The sequence below is a fragment of the Streptomyces sp. WG7 genome, assembly GCF_049975785.1.
Taxonomy (GTDB): Bacteria; Actinomycetota; Actinomycetes; order Streptomycetales; family Streptomycetaceae; genus Streptomyces.
In genome coordinates, this window is record NZ_JBNGGE010000022.1 from 58860 (window position 1) to 78164 (window position 19305).

At 72.5% G+C, this 19305-nt stretch carries 16 protein-coding genes; 11 read left to right on the forward strand and 5 right to left on the reverse strand.

The annotated features are described in order from the left end of the window. Positions 1-422: 422 nt before the first annotated feature. Positions 423-1451, forward strand: a complete 1029-nt coding sequence (locus tag ACP4J0_RS21945; protein WP_426600360.1) for a polyprenyl synthetase family protein — start codon at positions 423-425, stop codon at positions 1449-1451. A 55-nt stretch (positions 1452-1506) separates the two neighbouring features. On the opposite strand, the gene ACP4J0_RS21950 is transcribed toward ACP4J0_RS21945, so the two are convergent. Further along, on the reverse strand, positions 1507-2172 hold the full coding sequence (locus tag ACP4J0_RS21950; protein ID WP_426600361.1) for an FMN-dependent NADH-azoreductase: 666 nt from the start codon (positions 2170-2172) through the stop codon (positions 1507-1509). 130 nt (positions 2173-2302) lie between these two features. Here ACP4J0_RS21950 and ACP4J0_RS21955 point away from each other — a divergent pair, with 130 nt between their 5' ends. Beyond that, a complete protein-coding gene (locus ACP4J0_RS21955; protein ID WP_426600362.1) occupies positions 2303-3274 on the forward strand; it encodes a LysR family transcriptional regulator in 972 nt (323 codons plus the stop codon). Positions 3275-3337: 63 nt separating this feature from the next. Here the strand turns inward: ACP4J0_RS21955 and ACP4J0_RS21960 are convergent, their stop codons facing one another. Genes ACP4J0_RS21960 through ACP4J0_RS21970 form a run of 3 tightly spaced genes read right to left on the reverse strand, consistent with a single transcriptional unit; the run spans position 3338 to position 7586 of the window. Then, on the reverse strand, positions 3338-3784 hold the full coding sequence (locus ACP4J0_RS21960) for a nuclear transport factor 2 family protein (RefSeq protein ID WP_426600363.1): 447 nt from the start codon (positions 3782-3784) through the stop codon (positions 3338-3340). A 14-nt stretch (positions 3785-3798) separates the two neighbouring features. Next, positions 3799-4737, reverse strand: coding sequence for an NAD-dependent epimerase/dehydratase family protein (locus ACP4J0_RS21965; RefSeq protein WP_426600364.1), 939 nt, complete (start codon positions 4735-4737; stop codon positions 3799-3801). A 47-nt stretch (positions 4738-4784) separates the two neighbouring features. Then, positions 4785-7586 carry an AMP-binding protein gene (locus ACP4J0_RS21970; RefSeq protein WP_426600365.1) on the reverse strand — a complete coding sequence of 934 codons (2802 nt, stop codon included), beginning with the start codon at positions 7584-7586 and terminating at the stop codon, positions 4785-4787. An 812-nt stretch (positions 7587-8398) separates the two neighbouring features. Between ACP4J0_RS21970 and ACP4J0_RS21975 the strand changes: the two genes are divergently transcribed. From ACP4J0_RS21975 to ACP4J0_RS21995, 5 genes are all read left to right on the forward strand, one after another. Then, on the forward strand, positions 8399-9178 hold the full coding sequence (locus ACP4J0_RS21975; RefSeq protein WP_426600366.1) for a DNA-binding response regulator: 780 nt from the start codon (positions 8399-8401) through the stop codon (positions 9176-9178). A gap of 88 nt (positions 9179-9266) precedes the next feature. After that, entirely contained in the window at positions 9267-10058 is a 792-nt protein-coding gene (locus ACP4J0_RS21980; RefSeq protein ID WP_426600367.1) for a LuxR family transcriptional regulator, read from the forward strand. Between the two features lie 203 nt (positions 10059-10261). Further along, complete coding sequence (locus tag ACP4J0_RS21985) at positions 10262-11206, forward strand: ACP S-malonyltransferase (protein WP_426600368.1); 945 nt, start codon at positions 10262-10264, stop codon at positions 11204-11206. Then, positions 11203-11982, forward strand: coding sequence for an IclR family transcriptional regulator (locus tag ACP4J0_RS21990; protein ID WP_426600369.1), 780 nt, complete (start codon positions 11203-11205; stop codon positions 11980-11982). Before ACP4J0_RS21985 ends, ACP4J0_RS21990 begins: the two co-directional genes overlap by 4 nt. Before the next feature lie 255 nt (positions 11983-12237). Continuing rightward, positions 12238-12414 carry a hypothetical protein gene (locus tag ACP4J0_RS21995; protein WP_426600370.1) on the forward strand — a complete coding sequence of 59 codons (177 nt, stop codon included), beginning with the start codon at positions 12238-12240 and terminating at the stop codon, positions 12412-12414. A gap of 129 nt (positions 12415-12543) precedes the next feature. Here the strand turns inward: ACP4J0_RS21995 and ACP4J0_RS22000 are convergent, their stop codons facing one another. Further along, on the reverse strand, positions 12544-13224 hold the full coding sequence (locus ACP4J0_RS22000; RefSeq protein WP_426600371.1) for a hypothetical protein: 681 nt from the start codon (positions 13222-13224) through the stop codon (positions 12544-12546). A gap of 244 nt (positions 13225-13468) precedes the next feature. On the opposite strand from ACP4J0_RS22000, the gene ACP4J0_RS22005 reads away from it, so the two are divergent. The 4 genes from ACP4J0_RS22005 (at position 13469) to ACP4J0_RS22020 (ending at position 19293) form a co-directional block, all read left to right on the forward strand. After that, positions 13469-14386 carry a polyprenyl synthetase family protein gene (locus ACP4J0_RS22005; RefSeq protein ID WP_426600372.1) on the forward strand — a complete coding sequence of 306 codons (918 nt, stop codon included), beginning with the start codon at positions 13469-13471 and terminating at the stop codon, positions 14384-14386. Between the two features lie 35 nt (positions 14387-14421). Continuing rightward, positions 14422-15963, forward strand: a complete 1542-nt coding sequence (locus tag ACP4J0_RS22010; protein WP_426600392.1) for an acyl-CoA carboxylase subunit beta — start codon at positions 14422-14424, stop codon at positions 15961-15963. A gap of 12 nt (positions 15964-15975) precedes the next feature. Continuing rightward, positions 15976-16209, forward strand: coding sequence for an acyl-CoA carboxylase epsilon subunit (locus ACP4J0_RS22015; RefSeq protein WP_426600373.1), 234 nt, complete (start codon positions 15976-15978; stop codon positions 16207-16209). A gap of 99 nt (positions 16210-16308) precedes the next feature. Further along, positions 16309-19293 carry a BTAD domain-containing putative transcriptional regulator gene (locus ACP4J0_RS22020; protein ID WP_426600374.1) on the forward strand — a complete coding sequence of 995 codons (2985 nt, stop codon included), beginning with the start codon at positions 16309-16311 and terminating at the stop codon, positions 19291-19293. Positions 19294-19305: the final 12 nt, after the last annotated feature.

Here is a 19305-nt window from a genome sequence, read left to right on the forward strand (position 1 = left end):
GAACGATCGATGTGACGTGCACCCGGTATCGCGGCACTGCGTGCGAGAGCAGTTGGTCAGGCTACGCGCAACCGGGCGCCAAAGGGTATATCCAAGGTCACACCGGACGTTTTGGATCATCGATCCGAGTGACGGACCCAACGGTGTCCGGCATGCTCGGCGCCCGGCTCGTCCCACGAAGGGGCGGCCGCTCCGGGGGTCGCCCCTGCCCCGAGGACTGGCACCACGAGCCCCTCGCCGGCGGCGGACGCGGTGTGGCAGGTTGATGCCGTCGGGCATGCCGTGATCCGGGAACCCAGGTCGTCGCGCACCCGCCGCCTGTCCGGTAGCTGACACTTCCGCTGCGGTGGGCCCCGGACGTGTTCCTAATGTTGTGATCGCAGAGGAACGGCCCGGCGGCCGCGACCCAGAGGAGAAACCTGATGCCCGCGCTCACCGACCGCGTGCGCGGACGGTCCATCGTCGCCCGGCTCACCGTCCGGGAGAAGGCGCTGGAGCGACGCATGCTGCGCAACCTCGGCCTGGTCGAGGACCGGCTGCTGGCCTGCGTGCGCGAGCCGTCCGTGCCGGTGCTCGCCGACGTGGCCGGCCACCTCGTCATCGCCGGCGGGAAACGCTTCCGTCCGCTGCTCACCCTGCTGGGCGCCGAGTTCGGGGACCTCGACCGCCCCGGCGTCATCGACGCCGCCGTCGTGTCCGAGCTGGTCCACACGGCTTCCCTGCACCACGACGACGTCATGGACGAGGCCCGTGTCCGGCACGGCGTCGCCAGCGTGAACGCCTGCTGGGGCAACACCGTCGCCGTCCGGTCCGGCAACTGGCTGCTCGCCAAGGCCGCCCAGCTCTCGGCCGGACTCACGCCCGAGGCGATACCCCTGCAGGCCGAGGCGTCCGAGCGCCTGGTACGGGGACAGGTACTGGAGCTCACCGGACCCGCCCTGCCGGAGGACCGCCTGGCCCACTACTTCGCGGTGGTGTCCGACAAGTCGGCGTCCCTCATCTCCTTCGCCCTGCGTCTCGGCGCCGTCCAGGCCGGCGCCCCGCACAGCGTGGGCCAGGCACTCGAACGGTACGGCGAACACCTCGGCGTGGCCTTCCAGATATCCGACGACCTGCTCGACATCACCTCGTCCGTCGGCGAGTCGGGCAAGGAGCAGGGCAAGGACCTCGAAGTCGGCGTGGCCGGACTGCCGATGCTGCTGGCCCTCGAGGACGCACACCCCGGCGACGAGGAGCTGCGAGGGCTGCTCGGCAGGCCCGGGGGCGTACAGGGCGCGGACCGCGACCGGGCTCTCGCCCTCCTGCAGCGGTCCCCGGCCGTGGACCGGGCACGGGCGTTGATGACCGAACGGCTCACCGGAGCCCGCGAGTCGCTGGCCTCACTGCCGTCCGGGGCGCCGCGCCGCGCCCTCGGCGCACTGTGTGACTTCGTGGGGTCCCGGACCCACTGAAGACGCTGCCAGGGCCACACGCCACCGCCCGGCGGCGCCACACGCGGCCGCGGCCTCAGCGGCGCGCCGCATCGCGGGCGCTCTCGATCGCCTGCTCCAGTGAGCCCCGCGCGGCGGTCCGGAACGGGGAAAGCCAGGGCACGTGCCCGGCCTTGGTCATCTCGGCGCGCAGGAAGGCGAGATCGTCGGCGAGACCGAGCGCACGGAACACCGCCCGCAGATAGGGCTCCAGGAAGTCGTCGTGCGGCACGTCCTGCCCGTAGGCCGCGCCGTGTGCCGTGGCCACCACGACCCGGGTGCCGGACAACGGTCCCCGGCCGGTCTTGGGGGAGACGAACAGCGGCGGGACGCCGATCCGGTCGAGCCAGGCCTTGAAAACGGAGGGGACCGACAGGTGGTACACCGGAAGACCGATCAACAGCACGTCGGCGAGCAGGAGTTCGTCGATCAGCTTCCAGGTCGTGCTCCACGACCGGCGCTCGGGCAGCGTGCGTGCCGCCTGCCGCGCCTCCTCCAGTTCGACGATGCCCGCGGTCTCCAGCCGGGTGACGGTCTCGATGTGGGCGCCGTCGATGTGCGGGACGGGACACCGGGCCAGGTTCCGGTGGAGGAGTCGGCCCTCCGGATGCGCCACACGCCATGCCGCGGCGAACTCCGCCGTGATCTGCGCGGAGACCGATTCGGGGCGCGCGCTGCAGTCGAGGTGAAGCAGAGTGAGCATGCGCGGACGATTCCTCCGTGCAGGAGCAGGTACAAGACAACACCATTCAAGCGATCGGAAGGGCCCGAGTCGCGCGGAACGACGTGGTGGTCGACGACGGCCGGCGTTAGCGGAACTGACGGGACACAAGGTGCTTGACGTTCGAAAGCTGGTGTTGCTGCGCGAGGTCCAGGCCCGAGGGTCGATCGCGGCAGCCGCGGAGGCCCTCAACTACACGCGGTCCGCGGTCTCGCAGCAGCTGTCGACACTGGAGGCGGAGACCGGCGCGGAGCTGCTGGACCGGGGGAGGGGCCGGGCCTGCCTGACTGCGGCGGGCCGGATGCTGGTGGACCACGCCGAGCGCATCCTCGTCGGGCTGGAAGCGGCGGAGTCCGAACTGGCGGCGTCGAGCGGGCGGGTGAGCGGCGAGCTGCGGGTCGGCGTCCCGTTCCACGAGGGGCCCGCGATGCTGGTGCCCGCGCTGACCCGGGTGCGGCGGGCCCACCCCGATCTGCGGATCGTTCTGCGGGGGCTGCCCGTCGGCGGGACCCGGGAGGCCGTGCGGCTCGGCGAGATCGACCTCGCGCTCGCGGTGCGCTACGACCACGTGCCGGACCCGCCGGTCGCCGGGCTGCACGAGGAGCCGCTCGTCGGGGACCGGGTGCGGCTGGTCGTCGGCCCCGAGGGAACGGCACCGGGAACGCATCCAGACCCTGGGGACCGCGATCCGCTGCCGCGCACGCTCGCCGGGTACGCCGGACAGCCCTGGGTACTGACCGCGGACTCCGGCCTCGGCGCCCTCGCGCTGCACGCCTGCGCCCAGGCCGGTTTCGCACCCGACGTCGTGGCCCGCACCAGCGACCCCCACGCCGTGCTCGGGCTCGTCTCGTTCGGCTGGGGTGTCTCGCTGATGCCGGACCTGGTGCCCGACCGGCCGGGGTGCCCGGTGCGCCGGGTCGCCCTCGACGGCCCGGAGCTGGTCCGCCACCTGTCCCTGGTGGTCCGCAGCGGCCACCTGGACCGGCCGGCCGTCCACGCGGTCATCACCGAGGTGCGCCACGCGGTGGACGAGTTGTCCGAGGACGCCGTGGTGTGGCGGCGGGCGGGGGAGCGCATGAGCTGAGGGGCCCGTCCGTGCGACGGGCCCCGGCCGGTGGCCGCGGGACGGTCCCCGGCCACGGAGCGGTCAGCTCTCGATGAGGCGGTGCAGCAGCACCGTGTCGAAGATGTCCTCCATGACGGCGACCTTGCCGTCGCGCAGTGTCCAGGAGTGCACGAACTTCATCCGCTCGGTGCGGCCCCGCACGGAGGTCACGTACCGCTCGCCGAAGACGGCGACGCGGTCTCCGGCCTCGACGAACTCTTGTGGCTCGAGCCGCATTCCGCCCAGCACACGGGGCACGCGGGCGAGGAACTCCCGTACGCCGTCGTGCCCGTACTTGGTGCCGCCCAGCTCGTAGTCGGCCATGCCGTCCGGGTGGACCCAGCGCACGTCGGGGGCGAGAGTGCCGAGCAGGCCCTGGACGTCACGGGAGTGGAAGGCCCGGTAGGCGGCCTGGATCAGGCTGATGTTGGGTGATGGGGGCGCCGTGGTGGAGTCCGGCGCGAAGTCGGCGGGCATGGGGTTCGACATGGACGCGATGCTCCTCAGACGTGGGCCGGCTGACGGACGTGCTCGGGGAAGTGGGCCTCGAGGGTGCGGCGTACGCCGTCCCGCCAGGAGACGGTGCAGGGGCCGGTCAGGGACCGGCGCAGGGTCGGGTCGAACCGGTACGTCTCCCGGGTGACCGGGCTCGGCACCAGCTTCGCGGGCACGCCGGTCAGCTCCGCCATGTAGCGGACGCAGTCCGTCATGCCGACGGCCTCGTCCCCGCCCCAGTTGACCAGCGTGGCCGGGACGGCGGCCGCTCGCCACAGCCGCGGCACCTGGGCGACGAGGTCGTCCGTGTGCAACGGGGAGCACCAGTTCTGCCCCTCGAGCGGCACCGGGATCTCCTCGCCGGCGAGCATGCGCCGGAAGTACAGCATTGGCACACCGCCGTAACCCCCTGGCCCGTAGGCGATGTTGAGGCGGGCGATGGTCGTGGGCAGGCCGAGCACCCGGGCGAAGGCGCGCACCGCCCCCTCGGTGGCGAGCTTGCCCACCGGGTAGGCCGGCAGCCAGTCGGCGACCGCGTCGACCCGGTCGCTCTCGGTGTAGGCGTGATCGAGGGTCCGACGGGCGTACAGGGCGCCCGTCGAGACATACAGAAACGATTCGGCCGTTCGGCAGTGCGTCATCAGCCGGCCGGTCGCCACCGCGTTGATCTCCGCGGCGGCGTTGCAGTCGCCGTCGTCGCCGCGCAGCACGGCGGAGTGGATGACGTGGGTGAAGTCCTGGGGTACGCGCTCCAGGGACCCGCCCGAGGGATCCGTCATGTCCCAGAACCGGGTGACGATCGACCGCTCGTTCAGTTCCTGCCGGACGTCCGGTGCGCCGAACCGGCCGAGACACCAGACCTCGTTGTGCTCGGCGAGTGCCTCGGCGACCGGCCGGGCCACCTGGCCGGTGCCGCCGGTGACCAGGATCTTCTTGCCCTTCAGCATTTCTGTCTCCTCCATCTGTGTGTGTGCGGGGTTCCGGGCGGGCGTGTTCAGCGGGTGCCGTCCGGCCGCGGGCGTGCGGCGTCGGCGTCGGCGAGGGCGCGGTCCAGCTCCCGGCGCAGGGCCGTGTGGAACGACGCCACGTGGCGCGGGCCCATCAGCGTGTAGTGCTCACCGGGCACCTCGATGTAGCGGTTGGGGCCGGTCGTGTACTCGTCCCAGCGGCGCAACTCGTTGTCGAGCCAGTCCTGCTTGGTGCCGCGCAGGGGAGTGGCGTAGAAGACGCTCATCGACGGCACACTGCCGCTCGGGCGGTAGTCGCGGCCCAGATCGGTCAGGGCGTTGGCGAGTTCCGCCCAGGTGCCGAACTTCTCGGCGTCGAGGTCGAGCTCGGTCATCCGGTCGGGCGGGAAGAGGCCGACGAGGCGGTCGATCTGCTCTTCGACCGGCAGCCCGCGCAGCACGCCGGGCAGCCGGCGGGACTGCTCGCCGTCGATCAGGGCGAGGAAGAACGCCAGATTGACGGCCGTCTCGGCGAAGTCCAGTTCCTCCATGCGGTACTTGATGTGCGGCGGCAGGTTGAAGCTGCCGACGAAGTCGACCCGTTCCCCCTGGTCGCGCAGTACCTTCGCGATCTCGAAGGCGACGGCGCCGCCGAAGGAGTAGCCGGCCACGGCGTAGGGGCCGTGCGGCTGGCGGGCGCGGATGGCCGCCACGTAGCTGTCCACCATCTGGTCGAAGGTGGCGAAGGGCTTCTCGCCCTCGTTGAACCCGCGGGCGCGCAGCGCGTAGAAGGGACGGTCACCCGTGAAGTACTGGGCGAGGTTCACGAAGACGAGGACTTCGCCGACTCCCGGGTGGACGCAGAACAGCGGGGTCTTGGTGCCGCTCGTCTGCATCGGCACCACCGGATCGTAGGAGGGCGCCGGGCCCGGGGCCGTGGTGGCCAGGTGCCGGGCGAGGCTGCGCACCGTGGGAGCCCGCAGCACGGTGATGACCTCCAGCCCGACGGCGCCGAGCCGCTGGGCGACCCTGCTGCGCAGCCGGAGGATGTCGAGCGAAGTGCCGCCCAGGTCGAAGAAGTTGGCGTCGGCGCCGATCGCGGCGGGGTCGGCGCCGAGGATGTCGGCGTAGATCTCGGCGAGGACGCGCTCGGTGCCGTCGGCGGGCGGGGTGTAGCCGCCCAGCATGCGCAGCGTGAGGTCGGCCACGGCCTGCCGTACGTCGTCGTACGCGCCGGACTCCAGGCGGCGCCGCATCAGGGCGCGCCGGGTCTTGCCGAGACTGGTCTTGCAGAACGACTCGCGCGGCAGCGGAAGGACGAGAGCGGGACGGAAGCCCCAGTGCAGCACCACGGTGTTGCGGATGGCCACGAGTGCCTTGTACAGCGTGCCCTCGTCGACGGCTCCGTCCGTCTCCCCGTCGGCGGCCCGCGGGCAGAACGCGACCACGACCCGCTCGGTGTCGTCACCGGGCGCGCGCGTGGGGAAGACCGCGACATAAGAGGCGGTCACGCCCGGCAGTTGCTCCAGGGTGGTCTCCAGCTCGTGACTGAAGTAGTTGACGCCGTTGACGATGATGCTGTCCTTGCTGCGGCCGATGAGGGTCAGCCGGCCGTCGTCGATCCACCCCAGATCGCCGCTGCGGAACCAGCCGTCGGCGGTGAACGCCTCGGCGGTGGCCCGCGGGTTGTTGTGGTATCCCGGCGTGATCATGGGTCCGGTCAGCTGGAGTTCGCCGATCTCGCCGTCGGGCAGCGCACGGTCCTCGCCGTCGGCGACGCGTATGCGCAGCCCCTCGACGGGGGTGCCGAGGCCGGCGAACTCCTGACCGCGGTCGGCGTCGGGGAAGGCCCCTCGGGAGTAGATGCTGCCGGCACAGGTCTCGGTCATCCCGAACGCGGGCCAGAGTACGTCGCGGGCCAGGCCGTGGGACGCGAACCGGTCGAGGAACGCCTCGCCGGTGGCGCACACCACCGCCTCGCCGCCGCTGACGATGTGCCGCAGCCGGGACAGGTCGAGCCGCTCCTCCGTGTCGTCCAGGCGGTCCGCCGCGGACAGCAGCGCGCCCAGCAGGAAATTGGGGGTGAACGTCATCGTCACGCCGTGCCGGGAGATCAGCCGCAGGAACTCCAGGGGATCGCCGAGGACGACACGGGGCTCCACGTGCAGCTGACGGCTGCCGGTGGACAACGGGAACAGGTGGCCCTCCAGGAGAGCCGCGACATGGTCGAAGGAGACCCAGTTGAGACTCGTGTCGCCGGCGGTCAGCCGCTGGTGGCCGTTCTTCGCCGCCATGGACGCCAGCAGATTGGCGTGCGTGAGGATGACGGCCTTGGAGTTCCCGGTGGATCCGGAGGTGAGCACGAGCACCGCGGTGTCGCCGGGCAGGGCGCCGTCGTGGGGCTCGGCGATCCGGTCCGTGCGCAGCTCGTCGAGCGCGGCGACCGTGAGGCCCTCCACCCGCGGCAGGCCGTGTCCGCGGCCGGCGGTGACGACGAGGGGGTCGTCGAGCAGGGTGTGCACGTGGCGGAGCTGGGCGGCACCGCGTTCCGGGTCCGCGCCGAGCGGGGCCAGGGGGCAGGGGACGAGACCGCCGAGGACGGCGGCCCAGAAGGCGGTGAGGAAATCCCTGGGGCGCTCCAGCAGCAGGACGACCTTGTCTCCCGGGCGCAGTCCGCGCTCGCGCAGTCCGGTGAGCAGCCGCAGTGCGTCGTCGCGGAGTTCCGCATAGCTCTGGTCCAGGAAACCGGCCGACGCTCCGCCGAGACAGTGGCGGACGCCCGAGCCGGGGTGGTGTCGGGCGGCGTGCAGCAGGAGGTCGGCGATGGTCTTCTGACGCGTGGTGTGCACGGTGGTCTCCCTTGCCTGGTGGGCACGCGGGGCGGGTGCTGACGGGGCGTGCGGTGATCGTCGGGAAGATCCGGAGCCGATGCGGCTCCAGAGTTCATACGCTGTTCGACTCGATATCGCGGCCGTTCACGCAACTCCGAAACGAGCCGGACGGTGGGTCGTGTTTACCGCTCCGGGCCAGGTGATTCGGTTTATCGGGGATTCGTTGAACATCAAGGAAATAGCGAGCTTTTCCGTTCCGCTGGAATCCCGTTTCTGGGTGCCGGTGACGCCGGGCGGAGCGGGTGACGCGAATCGCATGTATGGTCCACTTTTTTCCCGGCCGGGTCTCGGGGCGGTCCGGTGTCCGTGCAGGGGCTGCGCACGCACACCGCATGGTTCGTGTGCTGCGTGTGTTCACGATGTGACCGTAGGCGAGAACCTGCTCGCTCTGTGGGACGGTTGGCCGCTAGCGGACATGGATACTGCGATGGGTGAGCGCCTCACTGCGCTGTGTGACGGTAACGGAAATTGGAAGCTCCGTTTCCGCGTTTGGATGCACTTTGCTGACATCGGCGCCGGTCCCGGGGCCCGATTCTTGCGAGATGTCTGCCTTGGGATTGACCAGTCATTCGCATTCCGCCGACGGTGCGGATCGGTTGACTCCGCCTTATGCAGTCAACTACTGTCGGGCTGCTTGTGATCTTCTTCTTTGTGACGGGAGAAATTACAAAGCAGCTCCGCCTGCCGGAATCGGCGGGAGAGGCCGCGACGACCGGCATGACGCCGGGGTTCGTCGGGGGCGGTCGGACTTCAAAGACGTGGGGGATGTCATGTCGGAGCCGGTGATCGAACAAGGGTTCGCAGCAGGTGCGGTACGGCCGGAACCGGCCGATCACGCCGCCCATGTGGAACGGGTGCTGCTGGAGGCCAGCGCCCTGATCGAGAACACGGTCTCGCTGCACCGGCAGCGCGCGGAGTTGCCCACTCCGGTGGCGCGCACGGGCGGGGTACAGATCACGGAAGTCCTCGAGTCGCTCATCGGCCCCGCCCGCCACACCGTGTGCGCGATGCTGGACGACGTCGGCGAGTTCACCGACACGACCGTGCGCTTACTCACGAAGGTCCCCGAGGAGGTGACCGTGCGGGTGCTGTGCTCCGCCGAGGTCGCCGACTCCTCCCTGGCGCCACTGACCGGACTGACCGACAAGCGCGTCGCGGTCCGCGTGTCCCGCAGCGAACTGCGCGCCATCCTCGTCGTCGACGGCTCCGCCTCACTCGTGCAGTCCGCCGAGAGCAGCCCCGCCCCGGCCGCCGTCGTCTACGACGCCGCCACCGTCCGGGCCCTCGAACTCTTCTTCGCCAGCGCATGGTCGCGCGGCCGGTCGCTGGCCGGCCACCTGCAGCTCAGCCCCCGGGTGCGCACCGAACTGGCCCGCTACATCCTGGAACGGCTGCGCGCGGGCCACACCGACGAGACGGCCGCCCGTGAACTGAACGTGTCGCTGCGCACCTACCGTCGCTACGTCGCGGAGATCATGCGCGCGCTGGACGCCAACTCGCGTTTCCAGGCAGGCGTCAGGGCCGTCGAGTTCGGACTGCTCTCGGAGTAGCCTCGCCGCTGCGTGACACAACCGGCACGGGCCGGGCAGGCCCGTGCCGGCCGTTCCCACACACCATGTGAAGAGGGTGGAAGACGACGTGCCCAACAGGGGAGACGACGAGCTGGAGCGTTCCCTGCTCGAAGTCCAGGCACTGATCGAGACGACGGTGGCGCTGCACCGCTCCCGTAGCCGTGAGGAGGAGCTGATCACCGTCCTGCCCCAGGACTACGACACCGTGCTCGACGAGGCACACGGCCTCATCGCCGGGGCCAGACGCACGATCGACATCGTGCACGCCCGCCGGCGGGGCTCCGACGAACAGGCAGGCCGTACCGAGCGCGAACTGGTCTACGCCGCCCAGGAGGACGTCGCGGTCCGGCTGCTGGCCAGCCCCGAGCTGATCGACGAGGAGTTCGTGCGCGAACAGCTGGGCCGCGAACACCCGGCGGGCATCCGGATCACCGGCATCCCGCCACTGCAGGCGATCATCGCCGACGGCGCCGCCGCCGTCGTCGTCGCCCACTCGGCGGTCGGCCGGCGCGCCTCGGTGATCCGCGTGCCCGAGGTGCTGCACACCCTGACCACCCTCTTCGACAACGTGTGGGCGCACGCCGTGCCCGCCGGCGAGCGCATCGTCTTCGGAGACCGCGACCGGGCCGCGCTCGGCCGGCGGATCCTCGGCGCCCTGCAGGCCAGCGTGACCGACGAGGTCGCCGCCCGCGAGCTGAACATCTCGGTGCGTACCTACCGGCGCCACGTCGCCGACATCATGGGACTGCTGGGGGCGAGCTCCCGCTTCCAGGCGGGAGTCCGCGCCGCGGAACTGGGTTTGCTGCCACCCGCGACCCGGTCCGGTCCGCCGCACAAGGGCACCCTGGCATCTTCCTGAAAGGTCCGTTGCCGCACGATCCGTCCGGCCGGTTCCATGGGGCACCAGGAACGGGGCTCCGCGGCGGGCACGTCCCGTCCCCGACGGCCGGTACCCCTCCGACGGGCCGTCGGTGCACGGGGCCGGGCCAGGCAGGCCGCCCGGCCGCAGCCGGACCCGGCCCCGTCGCTACCACCGATGGCTGTCGTGCGGAAGGCGAGTCCATGAATCGAGTACCGGTCGGCCTGGTGTTCCCCGGACAGGGGACGCAGAAAGAGGGGATGGGCGTGCCCTGGCGGCACACCCCGTCCTGGGAGCTCACCGCCGAGATCTCCGCCGTCACCGGGGAGGACGTCGAGGAACTGCTGCTGCGCACCCCGCGGGAGCAGCTGCGGCGTACCGATCTGGCCCAGCTCGCCGTCTTCGCCGTCGCGTCGATCGCGCACGCGGAGGCCGTACGGTCCGGGATGCTCGGCCCGGACGTCGTCGCGTGCGCCGGTCACAGCCTCGGCGAGTACGCGGCCCTGGCCGCGTCCGGTGCCCTCACCGTTTCCGCGGCCGCCGCTCTCGTGGCGGCGCGCGGCCGGGCCATGCGGGAGGCGGCTCTGGCCCGCGAGGGCACCATGGGCGTCATGGTGGCCGCCCCCCTCGACCAGGTCGAGGGACTGGTCGGCGAGGTCCGCGCCGAGGGCGCCGACGTCTGGGTCGCCAACGTCAACGCGCCCGGCCAGATCGTCGTCTCGGGCTCGCCCCGAGGAGTCGGGGAGGCCGGCTCCCGGGCCGGCTCGATCGGCGGCCGGATGCTGCGTCTGGACGTCGGCGGCGCGTTCCACAGCCCGTACATGGCGCCCGCCGCCGAAACCCTCGGCCAGGCCCTGCGGCAGGCGCCGTTCGCGCCCGGCCATCTCCCGGTCGTGGCCAACGCCGACGCCGAGCCGTACGCCGAGGGCCGGCACTGGCCGGGTCTCGGCGTACGGCAGCTCACCTCCCCGGTGCTGTGGGAGCGCAGCGTGGGCACCCTCACCGAGCGGCTGGGCTGCTGCCGGCTGGTCGAACTGGGCCCCGGCCGCACCCTGGCCGGGCTGATCCGCCGGATCGCCCCGGACGTCGAGATCGTCTCCGTGGACGGCCCCGCCGCCCTGCCCGTGCCGCCGGCGGTGGAACGATGAGCGTCGCGATCAGGCCGCCGGCCGGGCGCAGCGGCATCGGCGTGCTGGACAAGGTGTCCACGCTGCTCGCCGTGGTCGAACAGGGGCCGGCGTCGCTGGCCGAACTGGTCGAGATCAGCGGCTTCGCCCGCCCCACGGTGCACCGCATCGCGCAGGGCATGGAGCGGCTGGGGCTGCTGGCCCGGGATTTCCGCGGCCGGTTCGTGGTCGGCCCGCGGCTCGGGAACATCGCCGTCGAAGTCCGTCGCGACCAGTTGGTCCAGGCGGCCGCGCCCGTCCTCGAGGATCTGCACGCGCTGACCGGACTGCATGCCCGGCTCTTCCGCAGGCACGGCGCCGCGCAGATCTGCATCGGCACCTCCAGTGAGCCCACAGGCGCCGAGGAGGTACCGGTCGGCACGGCGCTGGCCTCCGCCGGCCCCGTCGCCCAGGTGCTGCTCGCCTGGGAGGAGCCCGAAACCCTCTACGACGGGCTGCGCGACGCCCGTTTCAGTGCCGCTCAGCTCACCCAGGTCCGGCGGCGCGGCTGGGCGCACGGTCCGGATCCCATGGTTCCGGGTGCCCTGTCCACGGCGGTGCCGGTGTGGGCGCTCGGTGACCACGTGATCGCGGCGCTCACCCTCACCGGGCGCGGCCCCCGGATGCCCGCCACGCCGAGCCGGCTCCTGCTCGGTGCCGCCGTCGACGCGGCCGGGGAACTCAGCAACGGGGTGCGCCTGTCCAGGGCGGCGGGCCGTCCGGCCGAGGGCCGGGTCGTGTCGACCGGTCCCGTGTGATCGCGAAGGCGCCGCCGGGCGCCGCCGGCCGGGGCCGCTACCGCGGGAGCGAGCCCCCCTGTCCTGGACCCGGCGCTCGACCGGGCGCCTCTCGAAGGGGTTCAGGTGCGCACGGCCGCCGTGCCTCCATGCCGGTGAGCCGGAGAGCCGGTGAGCCGGTGGGCCGTCCGGTCGTCGGGACGGGGCCGGGGCGGGAAACGGCACACTCCTCACACTCCTCGCGAGCCGGTGTGCGGAACCCGGTGCGCGGGACCGGTGGCCGGTTCGGGCCGCGCGGCCCGGGCGGCGACGTCCTGCCCCGCCCGGCTGCGGGCGGCCACCCGCCGGTCCCGCCGGGTGGCCGGGAGCGGCACGCGGCTGGTGCTCGACGCGGTCGGCCGGGCCGCCGCGGTCGCCGCTTCCGGCAAGGAACCGGGGGCGCGGGGCCGCTGAGTCCGGCCGTCGGCCTGCGGGCCCTGAACGAGAGACGAACGCCCCCGGCCGGGAGGCCCTCCGCGCCGGCCGCCGGCCGCGCCGCGCGCGTGACGCGGCGGGCGGGCCCGCGGGGGCCCGCCCCTTCCGTCACTCGCAGCCGTGCTGCCAGTTCCAGCCGATGAACGTGTGCTTCAGCTCGACGTCGAAGGTGCAGGCGGCGGTGCCGTCCGCGTTGAGCCGCACCGAGGTGCGGTGCGTGTTGGCGTACCAGTCGCCGGTGGCGTCGAAGATGCCCCGGTACGTGAAGGAGGCGTCGGCCTCCGCCGTGACGGAGCCGCAGTCGGCCGCACAGTCCTGGGTGTTCGCGGCCGACGCGAGCGACCAGCCGGCGTCCCAGGGCTCTCGGTTCCAGCCCTGGGTCGCCCCGCTGGACGCCGTGGTGATCCGTCCGCCGGCCGTGTCCCAGTCGGCCGTGGTGTACAGGCCGGTCATCCGGATGTTGCAGCAGTCGTACATCTCGTTCCAGCCGCGCACATGACGGCCGGCGGAATCCGCGGCCGCGACACCGGCCTCCCGCGCGGCGCCGGGGGCGGAACCCGCCGGGACATACTGCACCTTGCCCGGAACCGGGGTGCAGTCCTCGCCGATCGTGACGGTCTGCCGAGCGGAGAGGCCGGCCGGGGGCACCGGCAGGGAACCGGTCAGCCGTACCCCTTCACAGCTGCGCGGGGCGTCCGTTCCGTCGGCGGGCGCGGCGGTCGCCGTTCCGCCGAAAAGAAGGACGAGTCCGGCTGCCGCCAATGCGGTGCGGGCGAATCGTCTGCTCAATTTCCGTTCCTTTCCTCGAGTTTTCAATACGGGAGTGTAAAGCCGCTACGGCCGTGTTCAGGGGGTGCGGTGGAAAGGTTGGCAGGAAGGTGCGCCGGGGGCCGGTGCGTTGGTTGTCGCCGCGCAATGGCACTTTCCTGACAGCGTTGTTGGCCAGGTTCCGTCGTGGTGTCAGAGTCGGGGCCAGGTGCCGCCATTCGGTGGTGAATTGTGCTTCTCGGTACGGTGGGAGGGGTCTGCGGTCATGAACCTCGTTCAGGCGCGTGCTGACTTCGTGTATGACGAAACCGGTCTCCTGGGGCAACTGGATTTGCGGGCTCCCGAGTTCGAGTCGAGAATGCGCGAGGCGATGGGCGCCGCCGAGAAGTGTCTGCGCGACTGCCTGGCCGGCATGCCCGACGGGGACGCCGCCGAACGGGCCGACCGGCTCGCGAGGCGGGACGGCGGACGCCTCCCTTTGATGCTCACGCTCCTCGGGGCCGAGTTCGGAGAGCCGTGGAGGGAGGGCGTGACCCGGGCCGCGGTCGTCACGGAGCTGGTCCACCTGTCCCTGCTGCTGTCCGCCACGCCCGTCCGGGATGCCGGGCGGGGAGCGGCCGCCGACTGGCTGCCGGCCCGCTCCGCACAGCTCGCCGCCGGCCTCGGCCCCGACGCACTGCGGCTCAACGCCCGTACGGCCGGCCGGCTCGCGGCGGCGCAGTTGCGCACCCTGACCGGGCCCGCACCCGGAGAGGACGCCCTCACCCACTACGTCGAGGCGACGGCGGCAGACACCGCGGCACTGCTCGGCATGGCCCTCGGCCTCGGCGCCCTGCAGGCCGCCGCCCCGGAACCGTACGTCCGGTCCTTGATCCGGTGCGGGGAGCACCTCGGGGTGGCCCTGCGCATCGCCGACGACCTGTGCGCGGCGGGTGGGCGGCGCACCGGTACCCGGATGCGCCGTGCGGTGCGCGGCCGGGCCCCGGGGACCCGCGGGTCCGTGGGGCCGGCGCGGCGGCCCGCTCTCCTGGCCCGGACCGGTGGTACCGCCGCGCGGCGGGCCGAGCAGTCCCTGCACCGATGGCTCGACGAGGCCCGGGCGGCGGTCGGGTCGCTCCCGTCGCTGCCGGCCCGCCGAGCGGTCTACGCGCTGTGCGACACCGTCGCCGCCCGGGCGAACTGAAGGAAGACCGAAGGAAGAGGGAGCCGGCCATGTCGATGCACGACCGGGTCGCCGAGCTGACCCTGATCCGCCGGAAGGCCGAGGCGGGGGATGCCAGGGCGACGCAGGCGCAGCACGCCAGGGGCAAGCTGACGGCGCGGGAGCGGATCGATCTGCTGCTGGACGCGGGATCGTTCCGGGAGGTCGAGCAGTTGCGGCGGCACCGGGCCACGGGGTTCGGGCTGGAGGCGAAGAAGCCGTACACGGACGGTGTGATCACCGGATGGGGGACGGTGGAGGGGCGGACGGTCTTCGTCTACGCGCACGACTTCCGGATCTTCGGCGGTGCGCTGGGCGAGGCGCACGCGGCGAAGATTCACAAGATCATGGACATGGCCGTCGCGGCGGGCGCTCCGCTGGTGTCGCTGAACGACGGTGCCGGTGCGCGCATCCAGGAGGGTGTCTCGGCGCTGGCGGGGTACGGGGGGATCTTCCAGCGCAACACCAAGGCCTCCGGGGTGATCCCGCAGATCTCGGTGATGCTGGGGCCTTGTGCGGGCGGCGCGGCGTACAGTCCGGCGCTGACGGACTTCGTGTTCATGGTGCGTGGGACGTCGCAGATGTTCATCACGGGCCCCGACGTGGTCATGGCGGTCACCGGCGAGGAGATCACCCACAACGGCCTGGGCGGCGCGGACGTGCACGCCGAGACCTCCGGTGTGTGCCACTTCGCCCACGACGACGAGGAGACCTGCCTCTCCGAGGTCCGCTACCTGCTGTCGATGCTGCCGCAGAACAACCGTGGGACGCCGCCCCGTGTCCCCTCGGCCGACCCGGTCGACCGCCGCTGCGAGCGACTGCTGGACCTGGTGCCGCCGGAGGGCAACCGGCCCTACGACATGGCCGGGGTCGTCGAGGAGATCGCCGACGACGGCGAGTACCTCGAGGTGCACGAGCACTGGGCCCGCAACGTCATCTGCGCCCTGGCCCGGTTGGACGGTGAGGTCGTCGGTATCGTCGCCAACCAGCCGCAGGTGCTCGCCGGTGTGCTGGACATCGAGGCCAGCGAGAAGGCCGCCCGCTTCGTTCAGATGTGCGACGCGTTCAACATCCCCCTGGTCACCCTCGTCGACGTGCCGGGCTTCCTGCCCGGCGTCGGTCAGGAGCACGACGGCATCATCCGCCACGGCGCGAAACTCCTGTACGCCTACTGCAACGCCACCGTCCCCCGGATACAGGTGATCCTGCGCAAGGCCTACGGCGGTGCCTACATCGTCATGGACTCCCGCTCCATCGGCGCCGACGTCTCCCTGGCCTGGCCGGCCAACGAGATCGCGGTGATGGGGGCCGAGGGCGCGGCGAACGTGGTCTTCCGCCGGCGGATCGCCGACGCGGAGGATCCCGAGTCCGTGCGCGCCCAGCTGGTGAAGGAGTACAAGGCCGAGCTGATGCACCCCTACTACGCCGCCGAACGCGGCCTCGTCGACGACGTCATCGACCCCGCCGACACCCGCCGCGCGGTCATCGACGCGCTGGCCGTGCTGCGCGCCAAGCACGCCACGATGCCCGCCCGCAAGCACGGCAACCCCCCGGCGTGAAGGAGCCGTCACATGTCCACGCAGCTCTTCGACGGGCCCCTCGGCCCCACCCTGTACAAAGTCGTCCGAGGCACCCCCTCCGCGGAAGAGCTCGCGGTCGTCGCAGCCCTGCTCAGCGCCCTGGCAGCCGGCGCCGAGGAGGCCTCGGCCGACCGGGGCCCCGCGACCCGCAGGGCCCGCTGGATTCGGCCGGAGCCGGTTCCCCCGACGTCCTGGATGACGGACGGTGGCCGGCGCGGCAGCTAGCCGCCGACGGCGTCGCGGGCAGCCCGACGTCCCATCAACCAGCGCAAGAGCGGCACGAACGGGCCACACCCGGCCGGCCGCGGTATTGGGAGGCAGGTCGTGCTTCAGGTCGTGTTCCGGATCCTGGGGCCGCTGGAGATCAGTGCCGGTGGGCAGCCGGTCGTGCTCACCGGGGCGCGCCGCCGCACCATCATGTCCATGCTGCTGCTGGCGCCGGACCGGGTCGTGTCGGTCGAGGCCCTCGCCGACGCCGTCTGGCACGGCACCCCGCCCTCGACCGCCCGCAACCAGGTCGCCATCTGCGTCTCCTCCCTGCGCAAGGCCTTCAAGGAGGCCGCCGGGGTCGAGGACGTGGTCGTCACCAGCCACCCCGGCTACATGCTCTTCACCGGCGAACACCGCATCGACGCCGTCGAGTTCGAGGAACGCGTCGCGGTGGGCCGGGCCGCCGCCCGCAGCGGTCGGGCCGAGGAGGCGTGCGGCCACTTCGAACAAGCCCTCGCCATGTGGCGCGGCCCGGCGCTGGAGGGCATCTCGGCCGGCCGGGTGGAGGCCGAGGCCGCGCGGCTGACCGGCATGCGGCTCGACGTGTACGAGGAGTACACGGGGCTGCGCCTCGAACTCGGCCGGCACCGTGAGGTGATGGGCGAGCTGGCCGCCTTCGTCCGGGAACACCCGCTGCGCGAGCAGGCCAAGGCACACCTCATGCTCGCCCAGTACCGCTCCGGGCGGCGCGCCGAGGCCCTGGAGACCTATCGTGAGGGATGGCGGATCCTCGCCGACGAACTGGGCATCGAACCCGGTCCCGCTCTCCAGGAGATGCACGAGGAGATCCTCGCCGACTCCCCGCGCCTCGGCCCGCCCACCGAACCGGCGGCTCCCGCCCTGACCGCGGCCGTGCCCGCCCACCTGCCCTCCGGTGTCGCCTCGTTCACCGGACGCCACCCCGAACTGGCCGCCCTCGACCGGCTGCTGGACCACCTGGAGGGACCGGCGCTGCCCGTCGGCTCGATCTCCGGCATCGGCGGCGTGGGCAAGACCGCGCTCGCCGTGCACTGGGCCCACCAGGTCGCGGGCCGCTTTCCGGACGGCCAGCTCTTCGCGGACCTGCGCGGCTACGACGAGGAGGCGCCGCACCGACCCGGCGCCGTCCTCGACCGCTTCTTGCGCGCTCTCGGCGTGCCCGGCTCGGAGATCCCGCCCGACCTCAACGAGCGCAGCGCGCTGTTCCGGACCGTGCTCGACGGCAGACGCGTGCTGATCGTGCTGGACAACGCCCGTTCGTTCCAGCAGATCCGCCCCCTGCTGCCCGGCACGGGCCGCTGCTGTGTCCTGGTCACCGGCCGCGACCCGATGGGCGGCGCGCTGGCCGGCGACTACGCCTGCGTCACGCTGCACCTCGGCGCCCTGGGTCAGGACGAGGCGATCGCGCTGCTGACCCGCGTCGACGGCGACGGCAGACTGAGCGCCGACCCGGTCGCCACCGCCAGGCTGAGCACGTTGTGCGACCGGCTGCCGCTGGCGCTGCGGATCGCCGCCGCCCGGCTGACCGCCAAACCCCATTGGTCGGTGCGGACCCTGGTGGCCCGGCTGGAGGACGAGCGCCGCAGGCTCGACGAACTCAGCCCGGACGAGCGCGGGGTGCGGGCGGGCCTGCGGCTGAGCTACCGCGACCTGCCGAACGCCACGGCCCGGATGTTCCGGCTGCTCGGTTCCGTCAACGTGCCCGACTTCGCCGCCTGGGTCGGCGCCGCGCTGCTCGGCATCGACCCGTTCGACGCCGAGGACCTCATCGAGGAACTCGTCGACGCGCAGTTGCTGATCCCGTCCTCCTCGGCCACCGGGCACGTCCGGTACCGCTTCCAGGGCCTGCCCCGGCTGTTCGCGCGGGAGCTGTCCCTGGCGGAGGACCCGGAGGACGAGCGGCGCGGCGCGCTGCGCCGGGCGGCGGGAGCCTGGCTCGCCCTCGCCTCCGCCGCCCACCGGCGCGTGTACGGCGGGGACTTCACCCTCGTCCACGGCCCGGCGCCGCTGCACGAGCTGCCGGACCACCTGGTGGACAGCCTGCTGGAGAACCCCATGGAGTGGTTCGACAGCGAGCGCGGCTCCATCACCGGACTGGTCGACCAGCTGGCCCGGGAGGGCGAGGCGGCGCACGCCTGGGACCTGGCACTCACCAGCGTCACCCTCTTCCAGAACCGCGACTACCTGGAGGACTGGCGCTACTGCGCCGACCGCGCGCTGTCCGCCGCCCGCCGGGCCGGCGACCGGCTCGGTGAGGCGGCCATGCTGCACTCCCTCGGTACCCTGGAGATCGTCGGCTGGGCGTACGACGCCGCCCTCGGCCGTCTGGTGGACGCGCTACGGCTGTTCGAGGAGACCGGGCAGGACAAGGGACGCGCCCTGGTCCTGCGCAACCTGGCCCTGTGCGAGCGGCACCGCGGGGACCTGCACACCGCGCGGGACCTCGCGCACCGCTCCCTGGAGCTGTTCCGCCGCACCGGCGACCGCTACGCCGAGGCCCACGTCCTGGGCCTGCTCGCGCAGATCGAGCTGGAGCGGGGCCGGCCACAGGCGAGTTTCCTGCTGTCGTCGGAGGCGGTGGCCCGGAGCCGGGGCCTGGGCACGGCCCGCGGGGAGGCGCAGAGCTCGGTGCGGCTGGCCGAGGTGCTGATCCACCAGGGGGACGGCGAGCGGGCGGAGGAGGTCTGCCGGCGCGCCCTGGAACTGGTGCGCGCCACGGGGGACCGGCGCGGTGAGACCCATGCGCTGCGCACGCTGGGCGAGGCGCTGTGGCGGCAGGACCGGATCGCGCAGGCGGAGGAGGTGCTGGAGGAGGCGCTCACGGCGGCTGCCGACGTGCCCGACCGCTTCCTCGAGGCGCGGGCCGGAACCGTGCTCGGCTGTGTGCGGGCCCTGCGGGGCGACCGTGACAGCGCGGCGGACTGCTTCAAGATCGCCGCCGACCTCTTCGTCGAGGTGGGCGTCGAGTCCTGGCGCGACCGCACGACGCACCTGCTGGATCTGCTGTCGCGGTCCGGGCCGCTCGACATGGACGAGTTGTTCGGCATGGTGCGGCCGTGAGGGCTCCCGCCG